At 66.8% G+C, this 22349-nt stretch carries 17 protein-coding genes; 11 read left to right on the top strand and 6 right to left on the bottom strand.

From position 1 onward, the window contains the following. Positions 1 to 7: 7 nt before the first annotated feature. A complete protein-coding gene (locus GV792_RS15530) occupies positions 8 to 400 on the bottom strand; it encodes a hypothetical protein (protein WP_163824812.1) in 393 nt (130 codons plus the stop codon). Between the two features lie 242 nt (positions 401 to 642). Between GV792_RS15530 and GV792_RS15525 the strand changes: the two genes are divergently transcribed. Continuing rightward, positions 643 to 1425 carry a M50 family metallopeptidase gene (locus GV792_RS15525; RefSeq protein WP_163824811.1) on the top strand — a complete coding sequence of 261 codons (783 nt, stop codon included), beginning with the start codon at positions 643 to 645 and terminating at the stop codon, positions 1423 to 1425. Between the two features lie 85 nt (positions 1426 to 1510). Here GV792_RS15525 and GV792_RS15520 read toward each other — a convergent pair whose 3' ends face one another. Continuing rightward, positions 1511 to 2287, bottom strand: a complete 777-nt coding sequence (locus GV792_RS15520) for a siderophore-interacting protein (RefSeq protein ID WP_163824810.1) — start codon at positions 2285 to 2287, stop codon at positions 1511 to 1513. 153 nt (positions 2288 to 2440) lie between these two features. Here GV792_RS15520 and GV792_RS15515 point away from each other — a divergent pair, with 153 nt between their 5' ends. Then, a complete protein-coding gene (locus tag GV792_RS15515) occupies positions 2441 to 3664 on the top strand; it encodes a phthiocerol/phthiodiolone dimycocerosyl transferase family protein (RefSeq protein ID WP_163824809.1) in 1224 nt (407 codons plus the stop codon). Here the strand turns inward: GV792_RS15515 and GV792_RS15510 are convergent. Then, positions 3645 to 5042, bottom strand: coding sequence for a metallophosphoesterase (locus GV792_RS15510; protein WP_163824808.1), 1398 nt, complete (start codon positions 5040 to 5042; stop codon positions 3645 to 3647). The two genes, GV792_RS15515 and GV792_RS15510, sit on opposite strands and share 20 nt — an antisense overlap. Positions 5043 to 5144: 102 nt before the next feature. Next, positions 5145 to 7250: an AMP-binding protein gene (locus GV792_RS15505; protein ID WP_175582998.1), complete on the bottom strand. Its 2106-nt coding sequence runs from the start codon at positions 7248 to 7250 to the stop codon at positions 5145 to 5147. A gap of 312 nt (positions 7251 to 7562) precedes the next feature. Here GV792_RS15505 and GV792_RS15500 point away from each other — a divergent pair, with 312 nt between their 5' ends. From GV792_RS15500 to GV792_RS15485, 4 genes are all read left to right on the top strand, one after another. Beyond that, positions 7563 to 7787 (top strand): hypothetical protein, encoded by a 225-nt coding sequence (locus GV792_RS15500; RefSeq protein ID WP_163824807.1) that lies wholly within the window; start codon positions 7563 to 7565, stop codon positions 7785 to 7787. 56 nt (positions 7788 to 7843) lie between these two features. Further along, positions 7844 to 8764, top strand: coding sequence for an LLM class F420-dependent oxidoreductase (locus GV792_RS15495; protein ID WP_163824806.1), 921 nt, complete (start codon positions 7844 to 7846; stop codon positions 8762 to 8764). A 62-nt stretch (positions 8765 to 8826) separates the two neighbouring features. Continuing rightward, positions 8827 to 10197 carry an MFS transporter gene (locus GV792_RS15490; protein ID WP_163824805.1) on the top strand — a complete coding sequence of 457 codons (1371 nt, stop codon included), beginning with the start codon at positions 8827 to 8829 and terminating at the stop codon, positions 10195 to 10197. A gap of 496 nt (positions 10198 to 10693) precedes the next feature. Continuing rightward, positions 10694 to 11719 (top strand): PQQ-dependent sugar dehydrogenase, encoded by a 1026-nt coding sequence (locus GV792_RS15485; RefSeq protein ID WP_163824804.1) that lies wholly within the window; start codon positions 10694 to 10696, stop codon positions 11717 to 11719. Positions 11720 to 11825: 106 nt separating this feature from the next. Here GV792_RS15485 and GV792_RS15480 read toward each other — a convergent pair whose 3' ends face one another. Together GV792_RS15480 and GV792_RS15475 are read right to left on the bottom strand one after the other, a co-directional pair. Then, a complete protein-coding gene (locus GV792_RS15480) occupies positions 11826 to 13235 on the bottom strand; it encodes a three-helix bundle dimerization domain-containing protein (protein WP_178124429.1) in 1410 nt (469 codons plus the stop codon). A gap of 128 nt (positions 13236 to 13363) precedes the next feature. Further along, positions 13364 to 14923, bottom strand: coding sequence for a phytoene desaturase family protein (locus GV792_RS15475; protein ID WP_163824803.1), 1560 nt, complete (start codon positions 14921 to 14923; stop codon positions 13364 to 13366). 131 nt (positions 14924 to 15054) lie between these two features. On the opposite strand from GV792_RS15475, the gene GV792_RS15470 reads away from it, so the two are divergent. From GV792_RS15470 to GV792_RS15450, 5 genes are read left to right on the top strand one after another with little or no spacing between them, the layout of a single operon-like run. Further along, on the top strand, positions 15055 to 15582 hold the full coding sequence (locus tag GV792_RS15470; protein ID WP_256668199.1) for a hypothetical protein: 528 nt from the start codon (positions 15055 to 15057) through the stop codon (positions 15580 to 15582). Next, entirely contained in the window at positions 15582 to 16973 is a 1392-nt protein-coding gene (locus GV792_RS15465) for a hypothetical protein (RefSeq protein ID WP_163824802.1), read from the top strand. The genes GV792_RS15470 and GV792_RS15465 overlap by 1 nt, the downstream gene beginning before the upstream one ends. Continuing rightward, entirely contained in the window at positions 16970 to 18418 is a 1449-nt protein-coding gene (locus GV792_RS15460; protein WP_163824801.1) for a VWA domain-containing protein, read from the top strand. The genes GV792_RS15465 and GV792_RS15460 overlap by 4 nt, the downstream gene beginning before the upstream one ends. Positions 18419 to 18431: 13 nt before the next feature. Then, the gene (locus GV792_RS15455) at positions 18432 to 19544 is read left to right on the top strand and encodes an ATP-binding protein (RefSeq protein ID WP_163824800.1); all 1113 of its coding nucleotides are present in this window, start codon (positions 18432 to 18434) and stop codon (positions 19542 to 19544) included. Then, on the top strand, positions 19541 to 22318 hold the full coding sequence (locus GV792_RS15450) for a DUF5682 family protein (RefSeq protein ID WP_163824799.1): 2778 nt from the start codon (positions 19541 to 19543) through the stop codon (positions 22316 to 22318). Before GV792_RS15455 ends, GV792_RS15450 begins: the two co-directional genes overlap by 4 nt. The last annotated feature ends 31 nt before the right edge of the window (positions 22319 to 22349 follow it).

Genomic DNA, 22349 nt, shown 5'->3' with positions numbered 1-22349 from the left:
GCGCTGCTCACGCGTGCCCGTAGGCCGATCGCAGCTGCGCAACATAAGCACGCGACACCACCGAGGTCAGGGTGTCGAGCAGATCGACGATGAGGCATTCGTCGCTGCCGCCGCTGCTGAATCCGAGGCGCCGCCTGCCCGGGTCACCCAGCCCGAGGCCGGTCTTGACGCTGTCATGGATCACATGCTGGATCGCCTCGAGCGGTACCTGCTCTCGGGCACAGCGGGCAGCCGCACGCTCGAGCCGGGCCATGACCCGCCGCGACGAGGGGTCGGAGTCATCGAGCAACACCAGCGCCATTTCGAGACCGAGACCGAGTGCCGCGCCGAAATCGCTTTCCGCGCGGCGCGATACCGGGGATTCCCGTGCCGCCATATCGAACGGGACATCCTCGTTCATCGCATTCCCTCCACCGAAACACCACCGACAGGTCGAACGTATCCCTGTCTATCCGGCCATCCCGTCACATCTCCCGGACTTCGGCAATCCGCCGAATCGGCGCGCCGAACAATTGTGAAACGTCCCATTCACACATATCTCGCTTCGTGGCATTCCGACAGTCGCCGGAGCCTGCGCTCGACCGGGTCGGTCCCCGTCACGGGCAAGCTGCGAAGCCCGGCCGTGTCGATTAGGGTGCGGCGGTGGATACAGCCGAATTGGTCGACCGTGGCAGCTCGATCGCGGATCGACTGACGACGACGCAGGCGGCGCCGCCGTCGTGGCTGGTGCTCGGCGCCGCCGCGGTGGCGCTGGTGCTGGTGGGGTACGGGCCGCTGTGGCGGCTCACGCGGAATGTGGTGACGATCGCGCACGAAGGTGGTCACGCGCTGGTGGCGCTCTTGACCGGACGCAGGCTCAACAGCATCACACTGCATTCGGATACCTCGGGCCTGACGGTCTCCAGCGGTAAGCCGTATGGGCTCGGCATGATTCTCACGGCCTTGTCGGGGTATCCCGCTCCTGCGTTGCTCGGCCTCGGTTTCGCCGCCCTGCTCGGCGCGAACCGGATCACGCTCATGCTGTGGATCGCGATCGCCGCGCTGGCTCTCATGCTGATCATGGTGCGCAACATCTATGGTGTGGTCTCGGTATTCGTCACCGGCGCACTGGTTTTCGGGGTCTCCTGGTTCGGCTCGGATACCCTGCAGGCCGGTTTCGCCTACCTCGCGACCTGGTTGCTGCTCTTGGCCGGGATCCGGCCGGTCATCGAATTGCAGCGGACCCGGTCCGGGCGCCGCTCGAGTGAGTTGACCACCGATGCCGATCAGCTCGCTCGGCTGACCCGGCTGCCCGGACTGCTGTGGGTGCTGGTGTTCGCGACAGTCAGCCTCGGCGCCCTTGCCCTCGGCGCGGGGCTGCTGCTGTCGGCGACGGCCGGTATCTGCCTGCCGGTCCTGTCCGACAGCACCTGTGTCGCCGCCTGACCCGCGCGAGGGCCGGAGGCGGTAGCGCAGCGTCACCACGTAGCCCGTCCGAGGCGCGCGCAGTAGGTAGAGTCCGAGCCGGGAACTATCCGGCGGATTCGGCGGCGGCGAGTTCGGACTTCCAGACCCGGAAGCCCTCCTCGGTGCGTCCGCGCCGCCAGTATCCGGAGATCGACGCGAACTCGGCGGGCACACCGCGCTCCCTGCGGATGTAGCGGCGCAGGTTGTGCATCACCGCCTGCGCCTCGCCGTGGATGAACACACCCGCCTGGCCGGGCAACCATTCCGCCTCGCGGACCGCGGCAATGATCGGAGCGTTGTCTCCGGCACGATCCTCGCCTACCTCGTGGGCGGCGGCACCGCGGTGGATCCAGTTCACCTCGAGCTGAGCCTTGGAATTGAAGACGATTTCGTCGGCGGCGTCGGCCACCTCCAGGAACACCTTGGCGATCGCTCCGTCGGGCAGCGCCTCCACGGCCGCCGAGATGGCGGGCAGCGCGGACTCGTCACCGGCGAGCAGATGCCAGTCGGCGTCCGCTCGCGGTGCGTACGCGCCACCGGGGCCGAACATCGTGATCTGTTCGCCCGCAGTCACATTCGCCGCCCACGGGCCCGCGATCCCTTCATCGCCGTGCACCACGAAATCGATCGCGATCTGACGGGCCACGGGGTCGACAGATCGCACCGTGTAGGTACGCATCACTTCACCGTCGGGCCGATCGAACAGCAGCTTGACATAGGCGTCGGTGTATTCGTTCGCGTCGAATTCATCGAAGCCGGGGTCGCCGAGATACACCCGGACGAAATGCGGGCCGATCTGCTCGGTCCTGGCAACGGTCAAGGTTGTGCGCTTCCTGGCCATCCAGCCTCCCTCGAGAAGTTAGGTTTACCTAACCGAACGATACACGACCGTCCGGCGGGCCCGGATTCCCCCGCGACCGGCCGGTGAAATCCCCGGCCGCCCCAAGGTTTTGGGATAGTCTCGTGGCAGGTCACCGGGGAAGGCGTCAACATCATGACCGCAGCCACTGTTCTACGCCCTTTGGCGCCGAGTGAGCAGATTTTCGCATTCGCGGAGGTCTTCGTCGGATATTCGGCCCGGGTGTCGGGCCGGCTCGATCCGACGGCCCTGGCGGTGGCCTTCGATGCGGTCGTTCATACGTATCCGATGCTCGGCGCACGGCTTGCGCCGATCGACGACACGGCGCATGTGATGCTGGCACCGGAGGGCGGCCCTCCACAACTCATCGTCACCGACGGCACCCCCGAACAGCTGCTGACCGGCGCCGATCCCGATCAACGACGCGCGGCATGCGCGTTGTGCGTGGTCCGCGACGGCGACACGGCGAGCGTCACGCTGCTGACTCATCACAGCGTCGCCGACGCCGTGCATTCGCTGGCAATCTTCGCCGAGCTCTGGCGCTGCTATCGAAACGCGGCGGCCGGGCGAGCGCCGACCGTGGCGGAGCATCCGTATCCGGTGTCGGTGGAGGACTTGCTCCGCGCGCGCGGGATCGCGAAACGTCCAAGTCGTGGCCACGCGGCCATGCCCGTGCCCGCTTCGGTGCCGACGTCGGCCGCCGATGACCCCTATCCCCCACTGATCACCACCCGCTGCCGGCTCAGCCGGGCCGCGACGTCCGCGCTCGTCGACCTCGGTCATCGCAGCGGCGTCACCGTGCACGGGATGGTATCCGCCGCACTGCTGCTCACCGAAGCCGAGACGCGCGGGGTGCCGGTGGACCGGCTGCACTACGCGTACTCGATCGATCTGCGGTCCCGGCTGATCCCACCGGTCGGTCCGACCGAGGCCACCAACGCGCTCGGCTACACCTCCTACCGGCCGGGCGCTGACGTCGAGCCCACCCTCCTCGGTGTGGCACGCGGTATCTGCGCCGCCCTGCGCTCGGGCCTGGACTCGGGGTTCATCCAGCAGACGCCGCTGCAGATTCCCGAGATGGCCGCGACACCGCCGGGCACCGTGATCGCCACCAACTGGGGACGCATCCCGGCGCCGATCACCCCGGAGGGACTGCGCATCACCGACTTCCGCTCCACCATGATCGCCAAACGCGACCGCACCGGACGCCGATCGCAACAACCAGGTGGCGGCACCACCATCATCAGCACCTTCGACGAGCAGTTGAGCGTCGAGGTGCATCATCCGCCGTCGTTCCGCGCCGAACAGCTACTCCGGATCGCGAGAATCGGCGCGCTGCTCAACGAGGCGACGGACTGATCCGGTCGCGGACGGTGCGCAGTTCGAGCACGGTGATATCGGACGGTGCGGCCACCCGCACCGGCGGGCCCCAGGCACCGGCGCCACGGGTGACGTAGAGCTGAGTGTCGCCATAGCGTTCCAGGCCTGCCAGCGTCGGGTTGGCCAGTTCGGCGATCAGATTGCCGGGGAAGAGCTGGCCGCCATGGGTATGGCCGGACAGCTGCAGATCGACGCCGTGATCGACGGCGTCGTGGATGACGACGGGTTGATGCGCCAGCAATATCACCGCCCGCGCCGGATCCCGGCCCGCCAATGCGGCGGCCACATCGGGGCCGCGGCCCTCGGCTTCGCCCTCGATGTCGTCGACACCGGCCAGGTCGAATCCCTCCACCTCGACGCGGCTGTTCATCAGCACCCGCATCCCGAGTTCCTGCACATGCGCGATCCATTCGTCGGCGCCGGAGTAGTACTCGTGATTTCCGGTCACGTAATAGGTACCGAGGCGCGAGCGCAGGTCCGCCAGCGGAGCGACAGTGGACCGCAGATCCGCCACCCTGCCGTCGACGAGGTCACCGGCCACCGCGATCAGATCGGGTTGGGTGCCGTTGACCGCGTCGACAACCCGCTGGGTGAACGAACGCCCAAGCGCCGGACCGACATGCAGGTCGCTGACCAGGGTGATCCGGAACCCGTCGGCTTCCGGCGGCAGCTTGGGCAGCAGGACGGTCATGCGTTTGACGGCGGGCCCGCTGAGCACGTTGTAGGTGCCGAGGCCGACCGTGCCCACGGCGGCGGCTATGGCCGCACCGCCGAGGACGCGGGACACGAACAATCTCCTGGACACCGGCTTCGCGTCCTCGACCGGTGCGGCGTCGCCCGTTCCAGCCTCCGTGGTGGGGCCTGCCTGCGAGTTCGCGGCCGAGGCCGGGATGGGATCGGGGTCCGTTGCCGAATCCTCCACGGCGCGCACCGGTTCGGCCGTCGCCGGATCAACCGATTCGGTCGTGGGTGAGCCCGTGGATCGCGGGGCAGAGTCCGGGCCATCTTCGCCGGCCGCGGACGCGGCCGTTCGCGTCGAATCCGCGCCATCGCCACGAACCCCGTCATACCAGCGCATCACCAGCGGCCGCAGTAGCTCGCCAACCAGCACACCGATCAGCAGATAGATGACCAGAGCTGCCCACAGGAACCCCGGCCACGCCACGACGCGAACGAAACCCATTGGCGCCCGAGCCACTTGCCCCACCAACGCGGCGACCATGAGCACCGCCCCGATGACGATCACGCCCGTCCCACACCACCGGGTCACCGAACCGGGCCGGGTGGTGTCGCGTACCAGGCGGCGCCACAGGTACCAGTGCAGTGCACTGAGCACCGCCAGTGCGACGAGACCCATCAGAACCGAGACGACGATCACTGGTGCCTTTCCAACATGCCGGGCGTTCGCGTAGACGAACCTACGCGATGGCCCCGCATGCCCGGAGTGCAACTACCTCGCTTACATCGGACCGGGCAGCGCCAGACCCCCGATGGCGGGCGGGCGTCCGGGGCCGCCGGCATCGGTCAGCAGCCGTTTGAGGATCTTGCCGGTTTCGCCACGCGGCAGTGCGCTCAGGAAGGTGACATCGCGCGGCACCGAGAAACGGCTGAGGCGATGCCGGATGTAGGTGCGGATCATGTCCGGGTCCAATCCCGCCCCTTCCCGTTTCACTACGAATGCCGCCAAGCGCTGGCCGAATTCGTCGTCGGGGACGCCGACCACCGCGACTTCACTGATCTGCGGCAGATGCGACAGTGCCTCCTCGACCGGGCGCGGGAAGACGTTCTCGCCACCGGAGATGATCATCTCGTCGTCGCGGCCCGCGATGAACAGCCGGCCGGTCACATCGAAATAGCCGAGGTCACCGGTGTCGAGCATGCCATCGGCCTCATCGGGCGGTGCCGCGTTGACGTAGCCGTCGAACAGCATGTGGTTGCCGACGAAGATGCGGCCGGCGGCGCCGATCGGGACCGGTTTACGGTGCTCACCCAGCACCGCGACCTTGGTGCCGAGCGGTGGCCTGCCCGCGGTGGTCGGCGAGGTGCGCAGGTCCCCAGGGGTTGCGACCGACGCCCAGCTGACCTCGGTCGAGCCGTATACGTTGTAGAGAATGTCGCCGTAGAGGTCCATGAACCGCAGCACGGTCGCCCCGGCCAGCGGTGCACCGCAGCTGACGACGTGGCGCAGGCTGGAGGTGTCGTACCGGGACCGCACATGCACCGGCAGATCCATGATCCGGTTCACCATGGTCGGCACCACGATCAGCGTGACAACTCGATGCTGTTCGATCCGGCGCAGACAGTCCTCGGCATCGAACCGTTCCGGCAACACCACCGTGGACCGCAGGGCGGTACTCAACTGCAGCCCCGCGAGGCCCCAGGTATGGAACAGGGGTGCGGGAATGAGCATGGCCTCGTCCATGCGCAGCGGAATCCGGGACAGCAACGCGGCAATGGTGCCGAAGCCTTTGGGATGCGGGCGGCGCGCCCCCTTGGGGCGGCCACTGGTACCCGAGGTGAGCACGATCAACCGGCCCGGTTGGCTCGGACGCCGGAACGTGGTCTGCCCCATGGCGATCAGGTCGTCGATGGTGGTGCGGCCCGGGACCGGCGGCCTGCCGTCGGTGTTGTAGCGGGGCACCTCGGAGTGCAGGTAACAGACCAGCTGTTCCAGTTCACCGTCGACGAACAGCGCCGACAAGCGGTGCCGCTGCACGATCTCCTCGATGCGGCGCCCGGAGAGGCCCGAATTGAGCAGGGCGACATCAACGCCGAGCTTGCCCGCGGCGACCATCGTTTCCACCATGCCCGCGTGATTGTTCGACAACAACCCGATGGCGTCACCAGAGGTGAGCCCCAGCGATCCCATGGCGCCGGCCAGGGCGTTGGTTCGCTCGTGCATTTCGGCGAACGTGCGGCTGCCACGGTCGTCGGCGACGGCGATGCGGTCGGGTGAGTGAGCGGCACCGGCGGCGTATCCGCCTGCCAGGTTGAAGCCCCATTTGTTCAGTGACCGAAGCTGTTTCACGGCAACGTCGGGCCTGGCCGTCGCCACCACACCGGTGGTCACGACCTGGCGCAGAACGCCGACCTGACGCCGGACCGGCGAATTCTCGCCGTTGACAACCACGGAGGTGCGTGCGCCACGGATGATGTCGGAGATGCGCCGCAGCCCGCTCTCGGTCCACTCGGTGATAGCACCGTTGGACAGCCCCGCCAGATGCGGATGCATCCGTGCCGGGCTGAAAAAGGTGACGGTGACGCGGGTTCGTTCACCCTCTCCGCTCAACCGCACCGAAGCGAAACTGCCCTGCATGGGGCTGTGCAGTTCCATGCTTTCGTACCAGCGCCCGATGACCACTCGGATCTGATGGATGCGAATGCCGGCGCCTGGGGTGCCGACCCGCAGTTCCATGACCGGGTTCCGGTCGGGCACGTCCAGCCGTTCGGCGGCGCCGATACCCGGGAACACGCGTGGATAGGTTTGCGCTTCGAGCAGCAGATCCCATACTGCCGCGCGGCTTGCCGCTAATTCAGCGACCACATCGATGACGTCGGTAACCAACTGCGTACATCTTCTCGTCGGCCCGCAACGAACAACTCGGGTCGGCGGGTAGCTACTGTGTAACGTCAGTCACAATACAGCGGGTATGTGGTTCACACCACTGCCTTTCGGTGTCGCCGGAGCCGCCGGAATCGCTCGCGAATCCTGTTGCCCGATGTTCACCACGGCTTTTGCGTCGTCATCCGAACGCACGCTTGGCCGTTCCCCCAAACCCGCCCGACCAGCCCTATGACAACTCCCAACCGGATCAGGTGTGACGACAGCCACATTTTCGGCACACTGGATTTGCCGACCATCAACGAAGGAGAAGTGATGACGAAACCCGATCGCCGCGTGGCGATCACCCACACCGAAGAGATCCTCAACTACTTCGGTAAATGCGGCGACTGCGGCTATCCCGCCCGCGCCGCGACCACCAAGCACATCTTCGACAACGGCGACGAAGAAACCTGGGTAACGGCTACCTGCTCGTTACCGTGTGGGTGGGCCGATCGCGTCCGGCCGACCACGATGACGACCGGTCAACGCCGGAGCTGAACTCCCGCCGCGGTGCCGGCCGCGGCGACGATCCTGATGTGCGGCACGATGGCGATATGGAACTGCGTATCTTCACCGAGCCGCAACAGGGCGCCGACTACGACACGCTCCTGTCTGTCGCGAAGGCCGCCGAAGACCTCGGCTACGGAGCGTTCTTCCGATCCGACCACTATCTGGCGATGGGTGATGCCAGCGGTTTGCCCGGTCCGACCGATGCGTGGATCACCCTCGCCGGGCTGGCCAGGGAGACCAGCCGCATCCGGCTCGGCACGCTGGTCACCGCTGCGACGTTCCGGCTGCCGGGACCGCTGGCCATCCAGGTCGCGCAGGTGGACCAGATGTCGAGTGGACGGGTGGAGCTCGGCCTCGGCAGCGGATGGTTCGCCGAAGAGCATGCCGCGTACGGGATCCCGTTTCCCGACGACAAATTCGCGCGGCTCGAGGAGCAGCTGGCCGTCATCACCGGCCTGTGGGAAACCAAGCTCGGCGATACGTTCACCTTCGAGGGCGCCCACTACCAGCTCACCGATTCTCCAGCGCTGCCCAAGCCGGTGCAGGATCCGCTGCCGGTGCTGATCGGCGGCACGGGTGCACGGCGCACGCCCCGGCTGGCGGCCCGCTACGCGTCCGAATTCAATATGCCGTTCTCCTCGCTCGAGGAAACCGCCACCCAGTTCGAGCGGGTCCGCGCCGCCGTCGCCGAGCGTGGTCGCGCCGCCGACGAGATGATCTATTCGAACGCACTGGTTGCCTGCGTCGGCACCAGCGACGCCGAAGTCACCCGGCGGGCCGACGCGATCGGACGCGAGGTGGACGAGCTGAAGGCCAACGGTCTCGCGGGTTCGCCCGCCGAGGTGGTCGACAAGATCGGCCGCTTCGCCGAGCTCGGCACCCAGCGCATCTATCTGCAGATCCTCGACATGCGCGATCTCGACCACCTCGAGCTCATCGCACAGCAGGTGGGCTCGCAGCTCTGAGGGTCTTCGGTGACCCGCCCCCCGATGACACGCGGCTCAGGCCGCACGCCGAACGGATTGTTGTGACCGCAGGACCCTCCGGCTCGACCGTCGCGCCGACACACCGCAAGGTCGCCATGGCGACGCTCGTCGGCACCACACTCGAGTGGTACGACTTCATGCTCTACGGCACCGCGTCGGCGCTCATCCTTGGCAAGCAGTTCTTTCCCTCGATGAGCCCGGCCGCTGGGACATTGGCCGCGTTCGCCACCTTCGCGGTCGGGTTCGGCGCACGGCCGATCGGTGGCCTGCTGTTCGGGCACTTCGGCGATCGGATCGGCAGACGCACCACGCTGGTGGTGTCGCTGATCCTGATGGGGGTGAGTTCGACTCTGATCGGTGTGCTGCCCACCTACGACAGCATCGGGTTCTGGGCGCCGGTCCTGCTCGTGATGTTGCGGCTGATCCAAGGGGTCGGACTCGGCGGCGAGGGCGCGGGCGCGGTGGTGTTCTCGATGGAGCACGCGCCGCACGGTCGGCTCAATCGCTACGCGAGCTTTCCGCAGATGGGGACGCCGGCCGGGCTCGTCCTTGCCAATGCGGTGTTCCTCGGCACCAGCGCACTGATGCCCGAGGACGCGTTCCTGTCGTGGGGCTGGCGGATCCCGTTCTTGCTGAGCGTCGTGCTGGTGGTGGTCGGGCTCGTGGTGCGGCTCACCATCACCGAATCGGCGCAGTACGCGGATCTGGTCCGGCGCGGCGAGGTCCCCTCGTTCCCGCTGCGGGACGCGCTACGGGTCGGTCCGGCCCGGCTGCTGCTGATCTTGTGCGCCGCGATCGCGACGTCGGCGGTGGTGTACATCTTCATGGTCTTCACACTGACCTACGGCACCAAGTCGCTGGATTTCAGCCGCGATTTCCTGCTGCTCGGGGTGATCGTGTCCTCTGTGCTGTGGTGCCTGACCATGCCGCTGTGGGGTGCGCTCGCCGACCGCTACGGCACCCACCGCGTCTTCCTCGCGGGCACGGCCGCACTGCTGGTCTGGTCGGCGGTGTACTTCCCGCTGCTGAACACCGGCAATCCGGTCGTGGTGTACGTGGCGCTGCTCGGGATGGGTGCCGTGCTGCCGATCAGTCACAGCGTGGGCGGCATCATCGTGGCGGAGCTGTTCCCGCCTGCTGTCCGCTACTCCGGTACCTCACTCATCGTCCAGGTGTCGGTGATCCTCGGCGGCGGACTCGCCCCGCTCATCGCCACCGCGCTGTGGACCGCGGGGGCGTCGTCGCTGGCGGTCAGTTGCTATGCCATCGGGATCTGCACGCTCAGCTTGATCAGCACGTATGTGTTGTTCTGGGTGTTGCCGTTGGTGCGCGCCGGGAAAGCCGTCGAGGTGGTCGAGGATCAGCATGTCGTACGAGCCGGTGTCGGCGCTGAAGTCGACTCGGCGTTCTGAAGTCACAAACGAGCTCGCCTGAGACCAGGTACGGCCTGCGGGCTCCCACGCAACGCCGTTGATGATCAGTACAACGACGCCGTCCTCGGCGACCTGTCCCACACCGCGCCCTCGACCGTCTGGGTAGCCAGGGTCATGCGGCCGATCCGACGGGCGCGGGTACGCCGGTACTCGATCTGAGCCGCACAGACGGGCACGATCGAACTCGACGGCTACTCTGCCCCGGAGGTCAGCGATGATGCGCGCATGCCACGAGACGACTATTTCTGTGGGCGGGGCAGCTGGCGCTCCGATCGGTGAACGACGACTTGCTGGTGATGGCCCTCCGCCGTCAGACCATCGGCGAAACCGCGCCGGGTCGGATCGCGGCGGTCGGTCAGTTCCGCTCTGGTCGGCCATTTCTCCATCACGCTGGACTGCCAGAGCGACCGGCTCGGTACTCGCGGCTGCCCTCCTGGCGTGGACCATCGCGGGCTGCGGCAGCGACACGACCGAGATGCCGCCAGAGACTCCGCCGCCACCACTGGCGACCACGACCGAGGCGAGCAGGCCTGCGGGCGCTCCGGATCTATCGGCCCCCGAAGAAGTGGTCCGCGGCATCGATACTCCGTGGGGCCTGGATTTCCTGCCCGCCGGTGCCGTGCTGGTCTCGGAGCGCGACACCGGACGGATCGTGCGGATCGTGCCGGGACAACCCGCGGAGCAGGTCTACGAGGTGCCCGGCGTAGTCGCGGGTGGGGAAGGAGGTCTGCTCGGGCTCGCGATCTCACCTCGGTACGCGGAGGACCGCTATGTGTACGCCTACTTCACCGCCGCCTCGGACAACCGCATCGTCCGGTTTCGGCTCGGAGAGCAGCCCGAGGTGGTGTTCGACGGGATCGCGAAGGCCGGTAACCACAATGGTGGTCGGATCGCGTTCGGGCCCGACGGGATGCTGTATGCGGGTACCGGCGACGCAGGCAGGCGCGCCGACTCGCAGGACCCGGATAGCCCCAACGGGAAAATCTTGCGCCTCACCCCGGAGGGGCGCCCCGCTCCGGGTAATCCGCGCGCCGACTCCCCGGTCTATTCCCTCGGCCACCGCAATGTCCAAGGCCTGGCTTGGGATTCGACGGGACGGCTGTTCGCCGCGGAGTTCGGACAGAACGCCTTCGACGAAATCAACCTGATCGAGCCGGGACGCAACTACGGCTGGCCGGCCGTCGAGGGCACCGGTGGGGCCGACCGCGGATTCACCGACCCACTGGTGACCTGGTCCACCGATGAAGCGTCACCATCAGGGATCGCGATCGCAGCGAATACCTTGTACGTCAGCGCATTACGCGGCGAACGACTGTGGACGGTACCACTGACCGACAGCGGTACCGGCACACCCACCGATCACTTCCGCGACGGATATGGCCGCGTGCGCACCGTCGTGGTGGCTCCCGACGGCGCGTTGTGGCTCACTACCTCCAACACCGACGGCCGCGGCACTATCCGTCCCGGTGACGACCGGGTCCTGCGCTTCCCCGCGCGTTGAGCGCACCGAGAGATACCGCATGTGGCCGCGAAGCCGAGTCGCTCGCCGGAGTGTCCGACATCCGACGCACAGAGGAAAAGATCTGCGGCCAGGTCCTGCGCGGTGATCAGTTGTAGGAGTTCGCGACTCCGTTCAGCAGATTCTCGAGGGTTTCATAGGCGGGGATGTCGACGACATCGATGAGGTCGCGGGCGACGGGAACATCGTTGGCATCGGCTACGGCGGTGAACTTCGCGGCGTCACCGGTACGGAAACCGTGTTCGGCGGCCAGTGACTGAAGTTCCGGATCGGTGGACAGCAACCGACCGATACGGTCACCGTCCTCGTTCAGCGGCACCAGGGCGTGGCGCGACAGTACGGTGGGCGACGGGTAGAGCAGGACCATCTCGGGTGTGATCCGGTCGTCGATCGCCGCGGCGACGTACTGCGCCTCATATGCCCACACCATCGGCGCGGGTCCCATGCCCGCGGCGAGGTATTCGTCGAACGGGCCTTCGGAGGAGTTCTCGGTGTACCCCTGGGCCAGGAACAGTCGCGAAAGCAGCGGCAGCACATGCGCTTCGGCCGCTCCCCCGCGCACGACGGCGTTGCCGTTGGCGACATAGCTCGCGACCGCGAGGTACATGGCGGCGGAGTTGGAGCTGCGTGGATCGGTGGTGGACACCAGGACGTTCTTGCGCACCGGGTAGGTAGTGTTGCCTTCGAGCTGATCCCACTGCACACCACGCGCAACCATGTCCAGGTAGGCCGATACGTCGAAAGTCGGCACCGGCCCGGGCTTCACCACGCCCGCCCGGGTCAGCAGGTCGACGATCGGGCGGAAGGTCGCGATCACCATCGGCGAGGAGAACGGTGTGTACTGCACGCTCACGCCCGCTTCACGCTGAATCCTTTCCGCCGCAGGAAGACTCGACGGGAAGGCGAAATCCAGGGTGTTCAGCTCCACCGAGGTGGCGATCTGACGCGAACCCGCCGGCCGCACGTCGACATCGACACCATGCTTCGCCAGCGCGGCCACCACTCGGGGGTCGTCGAAGAACGCCATCTTCTCCGAGCCGACGACACCCTCCACTACCGTCATCGGCGCGGTGGCGGCGGCCGGCGCCGCATCGGGATCGCGCACTGCCGCCACGGCGACCGCGGCGACGACCAGCACACCGACCACCCCGAGGACCGGTACCAGACGTCCACGCGAGAACAGCACGGCGCGCAAGGTTTCCGGCAGGTGACGAGAATGGGAATTCGAAACGACAATGTCGTGACCGGAATTCTCCGGGGCCGTTTCAATTCTGGTGACAACCCTTTCCACAACCGGTTCGGGGTCTAGTTCCCGGCGCACGATCCGCTCTACCAGAATCGGCACGAAATCCCGGATGGGCCGTCCGTCGAATCGTTGGTGCGCATCCTGCACCGCACTGCCGACCCGCTCCGCGGTGTGGGCGTCGGTGAAGTTGTCGACCAGGCGATTCTCCAAGTCCCGTATCGCTTTTTCCTCACGGACGGTATCGAGCTCCACCTGTTCTCCTCGGCGCCGGATCAACGGAACGGACGGCATCCTCGCCGCCCCGGGCGCCAACGATACCGCCATATTCGCGGGCCCGAAACTCGGGTGGAAATAATAGGAGGATATTGCTTCGCGCCGAATTACCTACCGGCGCTGGTGGCTTCCAGGACAGCCATCGCGGCATTGTGACCGGGAATACCACTGACACCCCCGCCGCGCAGCGCGCCCGCACCGCAGAGGAATATATTCGGCTGCCCGGTGGCCACGCCCCATCTGGTCGCCGAGTCGTCGCGATCGTCCTCGTCCGGACGGTACGGGAAGGCCAGGTCGCGGTGGAAGATGTGGCCGCCGGGCAATCCGACCTCGGCCTCGAGGTCGAGCGGCGATTTCGCTTCGAGACACGGGTTGCCGTCGACATCCACCGCGAGACAGTCCCGGATCGGTTCGGCGAGTATCGCATCCAGCTGCGCCAGAGTCGCTGCCACCAGCTCTTCCTTCGTGGCCGCTGGGGTGTTCTCGAACAGCCGTGCGGGCGTGTGCAATCCGAACAGAGTGAGGGCGTGCAGGCCGGCTGCATCGGCACCGAGGATGCTCGGATCGGTGAGCGTGTGGCAGTAGATCTCCGCGGGTGGCGCTGACGGCATCCGGCCCGAGGCGGCTTCCGCGTAGGCGTGCTCGAGCTGCGAGTACGACTCGGCCACATGGAGTGTTCCAGCGAAGGCGTCGCGGGGGTCGACGGCAGAGTCACGCAGCCGCGGCAGGCGGCGCACAACCATGTTGATCTTCAGTTGCGCACCTTCGGGTTTCGGTCCGGCGGCTTCACCCTGTAGCCGCCCGAGCTCGGCGGGCGCCGCGTTCACCAACACATACCGCGCGGCTACCGCACCGCCCTCCCACCGGACCTCGGCACGCGTGCCGTCGGAGTCGATGCCGGTGACCGTGCACCCGGTGTGCAGGTGCGCACCGGCGGTGCGGGCCGCGGTGGCCAATGCTGTAGCGAGAGCACCCATGCCGCCGATGGGGACGTCCCAGTCTCCGGTGCCGTTGCCGATCACGTGATAGAGGAAGCAGCGATTCTGGCGCAACGTCGGATCATGGGCATGGGTGAAGGTGCCGATCAAGGCGTCGGTGAAGACGACGCCGCGAATGGTGTCGTCGGCGAACCAGCCCTCGATCGTTTCACCGAGCGGGCGCTCGAAGAGCGCATCCCAGGTATGTGAATCATCCACTGCGCGTTGCAGTTCCGTACGGGTGGGGAGCGGGCGGGTCAAGCTCGGGAAGACGCGGCGCGCCAGGGTTCCCGTCATCGTATAGAACCGCTGCCACGCCCGGAATTCCCGATCGGCCCCGGTCAGACGGACGAAACTGTCCCTGGTTCGCGCCTCGGACGTGGTGTCGACCAGCAGCCCGCTATCGCCGACCGGAGTGTAGGAGGAGACGCTGCGGCGCCTGGTCTCGAACCGCAGACCGAGGTCGGTGACGATCTGCCGGGGTAGCAGGCTCACCAGGTACGAATAGCGCGACAACCGCACGTCCACACCAGGAAAGGCCCGCGCCGACACCGCCGCCCCACCCAGGTAGGAGTGTTTCTCCAGCACGAGCACCGAGCGGCCGGCACGGGCCAGATAGGCGGCGGCGACCAGTCCGTTGTGGCCACCACCCACGATCACCACGTCGTAGGCCGAACGCGTCGATGTCATGGTTCTCGATAGCACGGATCGGGCCGTGCCGGAAGCTTCGTGCAGGTTGGCGCCGGTGCGCGCCGCGGGCCGGGACTTGTCGGTGGGCTCACGTAGGTTCGTGCCATGTCGATCGGACGGGGAGGAGTGCGGTGATATCTGGTGTCTCGGTGGTGAATCCACCGGAATCGAGTTCCGACGAGGAGTACGAACGTGCGTCGGTGGTGCGGGTGGTTCCCGCGGTCGCGCCCCGCAAGCTCGCGAAGGTGCCGTTCGTCGAACTCGCCGACGGCCGGCTCCAGGGAGTGGTGTCCAGCGGCTCGGATATCGGCCGGGTCTACGTGTCCTCCGTATCGGCGGCCACGCACGGGCTCAGCTGCAGCACGAACAACAATCGTCCGTGCGGAGGCCTGCGCGGTGCGTACCCCTGCAAGCATGTGCAGGCGCTGATCGCCGAGGCAGTCGTGCAGTACGGCACCGATCGGGTCGCGCGGTACCTCGGCGTCGAGGTTGTCGAGGGCGACACTGTCGCCCAGGCCCTCTCACCTGTCCATGAACCCGCTCCCGCTGCCGTGGTGTTCAGTAGATTCCTGCGCCACCTCGCCTATCTCGAACTGCCGGGCACCACCACGCCGATCCCGGAGATGCACTGGTTCCCGGCCCTGGGAGGGGCCGACTGATGCTTGCCGTCCAACTCGAAGAACTCACCGCCGATACACCCGCCGGGGTCATCGAGGCGCTGGAGGTCGTCGCCGGATTCGACAACGCGCTGGTCGACGGACTGGCCAGGCTCGACGCGGGCACCGTCGATGCGGCGCATACGCTCGCCGGCGCTGTCGCCGGTTCCCCGCTCGGTGCCGCGGCAGCGGCAGCTGTGGCGGGCCTCGGTACCGCCGCCCCGACACCCGACGATCTCACCGCGCTCGCCGGTGCCAGGGCCGCTCTGCTCGGTGCGATCCACGATGCGCTGCTTGACCGGCTCGACACCGCCACCGGGCGGGAACGCCTGCCGTGGTCGGAGCCCTCCGCCGGCGGCGCGGCAGACGGCGCGGTCCTGGCCTGCCGGTCCTGGCTGCAGGAGCTCGCGATCACCGGGTGGCGCGGCGTCGACCACGATCTGGTGGCCGCGGCCGACCACACCATCGAAACTCTGCTCGCCCTACCGGACCAGCGCCGTCTGGCATTTCTCCTCGACGGCTTCGCCGCCGAGTTGCGGGCCTGCGTGCCGATAGCGACACTGCCGCGTGTTCCCGTCCGACGCTGGGCTGATCTGTGGAGCCGGGCGATGCTGCTCACCACGCGTGGTCCCGGTGTTCCCGCGTCGTCGGAGACCGCCACGGTCTCCGGGCGATTGTTCATCGTCGGTGTCGATATGCACGAGCACGGGTCAGCGGTTCAGGCCCAGGTGTATGCGGTGCTCGAACCCGCCGACCACACCACGACGCGGCGAGTCCGAATCAGTGTCTCGGCGCCCAAAGTCGATACCGTGGTCGGCGCAGCCGTGTGGCAGTTGCTCTCTGCGCACCAGCATCTGCTCACCGCCCTTGCCGCGCACCGATCACTCGACCTGACCGATATGCCGATGTTGCCCGGTGGCGACCTGTTGTGGGACGACGCACGCGCAGACGTCGGTGACCCCGCCGATCCCTTCGCCACGGCCAGGGTGCAACTGCCCGGTGCAGTCGCCGCGGCGGCGTCTCCGCTGGACCGAGATCCGGTCCACATCGCCGAGCCGGTGTTGCTCGAGGGCTACCGGATCAGCGATGGCGTGCTCGAGCTCGATGGCTCCGCGATCGCAGTGGACGCCGAGCGGCTGCCGTCGTGCGGGCCGCTGGATGCCGAAGCGGTGCGCGGTTCGTCTGCCTGTATCGCTCTGCTCCGTTGGGAACACGGCCGATGGTCGCTGCGTCCACTTGCGGTGCAGCGCAAGGTGAAGGGCAAGGTCGTCGATGTGCACGGTGGCGACTGGGCCTGCGGACCAACGGACCCGAAAGTGCTGAAGGCACAGGCCAAATCGGGTGATGCCGTTGCGGTGTTGCGGGAGCGGGCAGGACGGTTGCTGCGCACATGAGTGAGATACCCACGCCCGCCGAGTCCGATGAGACCCGTCGTCAGATCCTGTACTGGCGCATGCTCGCCACCATCTTCGGCAACGAACCACAACCGGCGCTGGAATCGGGCAGCGTCGCCGTCGTCGAGGATCTCGGCCTGCCACCGGTGCTCCTGGATCCCGGCGTTTCCGTCGACAATGTCGTTCAGCGTTTCCCAGAGCTCGTCGCCGAGTTCGATACGCTGTGCATCACCCCCGTGCCGAGCTCCGGGCAGCTGCCGGTATCAGCTTCCATGGCGCCCGCGATAGTTCCGGCGGGTGATGCCGCCGTGCACTCAGCGAATAACGGCGGTGCCGAGGAACGCTGTTCGACAGACGAAGCCGATACCTCGTCAACTGCACCGGATTCCCCGGCCGCCATCGATCGCGAACAGGTCCGCTCGGCGGCCCTGGTATCCAAGCTGCTGCTCAATGTGTTCGCCACCGGCAGCGGCGGCGTCAGCGCAGGGAAGCTCGTCGATTGGCAACGCGATGCGGGGTGGTTCCGGCGTGCGCTCGGTGGTCAGGGCAGCGGCGAGATGGACGGCGTGCTGTCCGAACTCGAGGGCGAGCTGGTATCACGGATGCGGCTGCGTGAGGTGCTCGCCGACCCGGCGCTCGCTGCGAAGCTGACACCGAGCATGTCGCTGATCGAACAGCTGCTGCGCGACAAGACGAACCTGTCCGGTGTGGCGCTGGCGAATGCGAAGGCATTGATCCGGCGCTATGTCGATCAGGTCGCCGAAGTGCTGCGCACCCAGGTCAAGCAGACCGCCGCAGCGGCGATGGACCGTTCGGTGCCACCCAAACGCATCCTGCGCAATCTCGATGTCGACCGCACGATATGGAAGAACCTCACCAACTGGAACCCCGAGGACGAACGGCTCTACGTCGACCGGTTGTTCTACCGGCAGACCGCCAAGCGCACCACCCCGGCTCGCATGATCGTGGTGGTCGACCAGTCCGGGTCAATGGTCGATTCGATGGTCAACTGCACGATCCTGGCCTCGATCTTCGCGGGTCTGCCCAAGGTGGACGTCCATCTGATCGCCTACGACACCCGTGCCCTCGATCTCACTCCCTGGGTACACGACCCGTTCGAGGTGCTGCTGCGCACCAACCTCGGCGGCGGCAACGACGGCCCGGTCGCCATGGCGATGGCCCAGCCGAAGATCACCGACCCGAAGAACACGGTGCTGGTCTGGATTTCGGACTTCTACGAGTTCGACCGGTCCCAGCCGCTGTATGAGGCAATGGAGTCGGTGCACCGATCCGGGGTGAAGTTCATCCCGGTGGGTTCGGTGAACTCCTCCGGCCACCAGAGCGTCAATCCGTGGTTCCGGCAACGGTTCAAAGCCATGGGCACCCCCGTCATCTCCGGCCATATCCGCAAGCTCGTCGCCGAGCTGAAGAACTTTCTCGACTGAAGGAGTCCCGACCATGTCCGATGCGCTGCGCGCTCCCGCCGAGGTCAAGTACGCCGAAGAACTGGACTGGCTGGAATCGATCGATGACGGTCCGAAGCCGTTCGCCTGGCGGCTGAGCCCGAAGATGGTGCGACTGTTCATCCTCGGTTCCGAACGTGCCGACGGCCTCGACCGCGATATCGAGCAGAAGTGGTTCGGCGACCGAAGTTTCGTCGAACGCAGCATCGTCACCCTTGCCTCCGATCGAGGTCTGTTGCTGATCGGCGATCCCGGTACCGGTAAGAGCTGGCTCGCCGAACTGCTCTCGGCGGCGATCAGCCGCAACTCCACGCTGGTGGTGCAAGGTACCGCAGGCACCACCGAAGACCACATCAAGTACTCGTGGAACATCTCGATGGTCATCGCGAAGGGTCAGTCCCGCGAGTCGATGATCCCCTCCCCCATCATGACCGCGATGGAACAGGGCACCATCGGCCGCTTCGAGGAGTTGACCCGCTCCACCAGCGATGTGCAGGACGCGTTGATCTCCATCCTGTCGGAGAAATACGTCTCGATTCCCGAACTCGACGACGACAATATCGTTTTCGCTCAGCCGGGTTTCTCCATCATCGCTACCGCCAACAGCCGCGACCGCGGTGTCAACGACCTGTCCTCGGCGCTCAAACGGCGGTTCAACTTCGTGCGTATCCCGGTGGTCACCAGCAAGCGCAGCGAGGCCGAGATCGTCCGATTCCGCACCACCGAGCTGCTGCGCCGCCACCGTATCGAGCTCGAGCTGCCGCCCACGCTGCTCGATATCCTGCTCGACAGCTTCGCCGACCTGCGGTCAGCGGCCGATGCCGCGACCAATGACGACGACAAGCTGGAGTCGGCGCTGTCGACCGCCGAGCAGATCGGTGTGCTGGAGGATGCGATCCTGCACAGTCAGTTCTTCGGCGACACCACCCTGAGTGCCCAGACCCTGGCGGGTTCGCTGGTCGGTTCGTTGGCGCGGCGCAGCCCGGAGGATCTCACCATCCTCAACAAGTACTGGCACGGCGTCGTCGAGCCCCGCAGCAAGGACCAAGGCGGCGCCTGGACGCAGTTCCTGGAGGGTGGGCGGGACGCCATCGCGAGGTTGTCGTGAGCACCTTCGCGGCGCTGCGCGAGCAGCTGGCCGACGCTGCCACCGAGTTCGCCACCGGGCCCGGCGTACTCGGCGAGATTCTCGCCGGGATGGTCGATGACGTCGACCGTGCCCTGAGCGAAGAGCTGGAGATCTTCCCGGTCTGTCACCATTCGCCTGCCTCCGCGCTGGCGATGGTGCGGCGGCTACACGAGAAGCGGCCCGCGGTCATCTATCTCGAACTGTGTGAAGATCTCCGCCCCCTGCTGGACGAACTGCACAACTGCACGCTTCCGGTGGCACTACAGGCCTTCGCCGGCGAGCTCGACGGATTTCCGGCACAGTGGGCGCCGCTGTCGGTGGTCGCGCCGATCACCGAGGCGTCTGCCGAGTACCAGGCCATCGCCTATGCACTCGGCACACCGGGCGTGGAATTGGTACTGGTCGACCGGTCAACCGATCATGTCTTCCAATGGTCGCCGCAGGATTCGGGTCCGCCCGGTGAGACGGCCGACACCGACGAGGAGGTGGCGCTGCACGGAGACGCGGTCGGTATCGACATCGGCGATCTGCGTCCACGTTTCGGCGACCTGGAGCAGTACCTGCTCCATCACGGCAAGGTCAGGCACTGGTCGGAGTGGTGGGACCAATATGTCGAACAGCCGTTGACCGGCGCCGACTACGACACCTACCGCCAGGTCATGGTGATGATCGGCAGTCTGTTCCGCCGGCTGCGGCCCACCCGCGACCACGACCGCGACGAAGACCGCGAGCGCTACATGTGGACGCGCATGCGTGAGCACCTGGCGGCGACCGGTACCGATCCGGCGAATTGTCTCTACATCTGCGGCGCCTTCCATGCGGCCAGCCGGGTCGAAGAGTTCGGCGTCGGATATGAGGGCGAGCCGTACGTGATCGAACCGCGCACCGCCACCGAATGGCGTTATGGGCTGATTCCGTCCAGCCATTCCGCCATCGAAGCGCAGTTCGGGTCCGCTCCCGGCTCGGTCTCCATTGCTGCGGCGACATGGTCGAAGGGGCTCAGGCGCGGTGGGCTGTCGGCATTCCGGCTCGGGGCGAAGACGACAGGTTCGCGGGCCAAGCGCAAGGCGATCGCCCCTGTGACCGCCGATGTCACAGACCGGCTGTCCGGCTTCCTGTCGAGTCCACCGCCATTGGACGAGCTCGACGAAGCGGAACTGCTGGAATGGTCGGTCGACATCGTGCGGCTGGCACGCCGCAACGGCTATCTGGCCTCCACCGCGGACGCCATCGCGGTGTTCGAGACGTCGATCCTGCTGGCGGGCATGCGTAATCGGGCGCGGCCGACTCCGTATGACTTCCAGGATGCCGCGATCACCTGTATCGAGAAGGATCGGGTTCCGGGGCGTCGCGATGTGCGTCATCTGTGCGAGATCCTGCTGGGTGGCGACCGCATCGGCCAGGTCGGCTACGACGCGTTGCCGCCGCTGGCACGAGACGTGCTGGACCGGCTGGCCCCGCTCGGACTGGATCAGACCAAGCGCACCATCCAGCGCACCTTGCTCGACCTGCGCGCTGATCCGCAGCTGCGGCCATGCTCGGATCTGCTGTGGGTGCTGCGCAGATTGCTGCCACCCGATGCTGCCCGCCCGATCATGGGTTCGCGGGGTCTGGGTGAACGGTCGATCCAGGAGAGCTGGGATCTGGCGCTGGGCAGGCACCAGCGCAGACTGGTCGAACTCGGCTACGAAGGTGTGACCGTCGAGCAGGTGCTCGAGCACCGGCTGCGCCGTGAGGTCGCCGCCGCGGACGCCACCGCCGCCGCCGCGTTGGGGGCGGTCGAGGATGCGCTGGTCTATCTCGACCAGGTGCGGTTGGCCGATGAACTCGGGTCCCGCGCGGTCGCCTTGCTGTCGGCCGAACGTACTGTCGACGACGCACCAGAGGTGCTGCGTCGGATCCGGCGGCTACTCAACCATTTCCGCGGCACCGGACCCGAGCTGCCCGAGTGGAGCCGCCGCTTCGTCACCGAGGGTTACGCCCACTACTGCACCCTGCTGCCGATCGCCTTCACCGACGACGACACCGGCACCCGGCAAGTCGGCGCCATGCTCGGGTTCCTGTTCGGCATGGAAAACCTCGCGCTGTCGCTGGGATGCGATCACACCCAGCTCGAACTGGCGGTGCGCCAATCGCATCCGGAATCGCCGGACAAAGTGGCGCTGCTGTGGGCCGCGCAATTCCAGCTCGGGCTTGTCACCTTGCCCGAGTTGCGCACGCGGTGCGACGAGATGCTGGCCAACCCGCTCGTCGTACCGTCCTTCCCGCGCTACCTCAGCGGCTTCCTCCAGGCCTTGGAGCCCGCACCCGCGTTGAAACCGTTTGTGGTGGAGTTGCTGTCCAAGGCATTCGGCCGGCTACCCGATGCGGTGCTGCTGCCGTGGTTGCCGACACTGATCAAGACGTTGCGGCTGGAGGCAGCGGACTTCGTTCCCGGGTTGGTCACCGAGGCCGGGCGCACCTTCCCGGCGACATTGCCCGCAATCGACTCGTGGACGGCACCGTGGTCTGCTTCCCCTGCGGTCACCGCGCCGACATCGGTGCCTGCGACGGGCCCTGTCACCGATCTGCTGTTCGCACACCCCGATACGTGCACCGCGCTGGCCACAGCACTGGGCCAGGACACCACCTGGCACCAGCCCGAAGCAGGTGCACAGAGCGCCCGAATTGCGGCGCTCAGTGCCCTTGTCGGCCGATACCCGCAGTCGGCTCACGCGCTGTCCGCACTGCTGTCCCCGAAGTCGGGCCCATGAGGCCCTGAGCAGTTCAGGCAGAAGAACCCCA

This window comes from Nocardia cyriacigeorgica, assembly GCF_010868145.1.
Classification (GTDB): domain Bacteria; phylum Actinomycetota; class Actinomycetes; order Mycobacteriales; family Mycobacteriaceae; genus Nocardia; species Nocardia cyriacigeorgica_D.
This window is presented reverse-complemented; position numbering and strand designations above follow the sequence as displayed.

Excerpts from the sequence above, each read along its gene's own strand:
- GV792_RS15475 (WP_163824803.1), bottom strand. The coding sequence starts at position 14,923 with ATGACATCGACGCGTTCGGCCTACGACGTGGTGATCGTGGGTGGTGGC.
- GV792_RS15520 (WP_163824810.1), bottom strand. The coding sequence starts at position 2,287 with ATGGCCAGGAAGCGCACAACCTTGACCGTTGCCAGGACCGAGCAGATC.
- GV792_RS15530 (WP_163824812.1), bottom strand. The coding sequence starts at position 400 with ATGAACGAGGATGTCCCGTTCGATATGGCGGCACGGGAATCCCCGGTA.
- GV792_RS15495 (WP_163824806.1), top strand. The coding sequence starts at position 7,844 with ATGGAACTGCGTATCTTCACCGAGCCGCAACAGGGCGCCGACTACGAC.
- GV792_RS15455 (WP_163824800.1), top strand. The coding sequence starts at position 18,432 with ATGTCCGATGCGCTGCGCGCTCCCGCCGAGGTCAAGTACGCCGAAGAA.
- GV792_RS15465 (WP_163824802.1), top strand. The coding sequence starts at position 15,582 with ATGCTTGCCGTCCAACTCGAAGAACTCACCGCCGATACACCCGCCGGG.
- GV792_RS15460 (WP_163824801.1), top strand. The coding sequence starts at position 16,970 with ATGAGTGAGATACCCACGCCCGCCGAGTCCGATGAGACCCGTCGTCAG.
- GV792_RS15500 (WP_163824807.1), top strand. The coding sequence starts at position 7,563 with ATGACGAAACCCGATCGCCGCGTGGCGATCACCCACACCGAAGAGATC.
- GV792_RS15485 (WP_163824804.1), top strand. The coding sequence starts at position 10,694 with ATGCCGCCAGAGACTCCGCCGCCACCACTGGCGACCACGACCGAGGCG.
- GV792_RS15510 (WP_163824808.1), bottom strand. The coding sequence starts at position 5,042 with ATGGGTCTCGTCGCACTGGCGGTGCTCAGTGCACTGCACTGGTACCTG.
- GV792_RS15515 (WP_163824809.1), top strand. The coding sequence starts at position 2,441 with ATGACCGCAGCCACTGTTCTACGCCCTTTGGCGCCGAGTGAGCAGATT.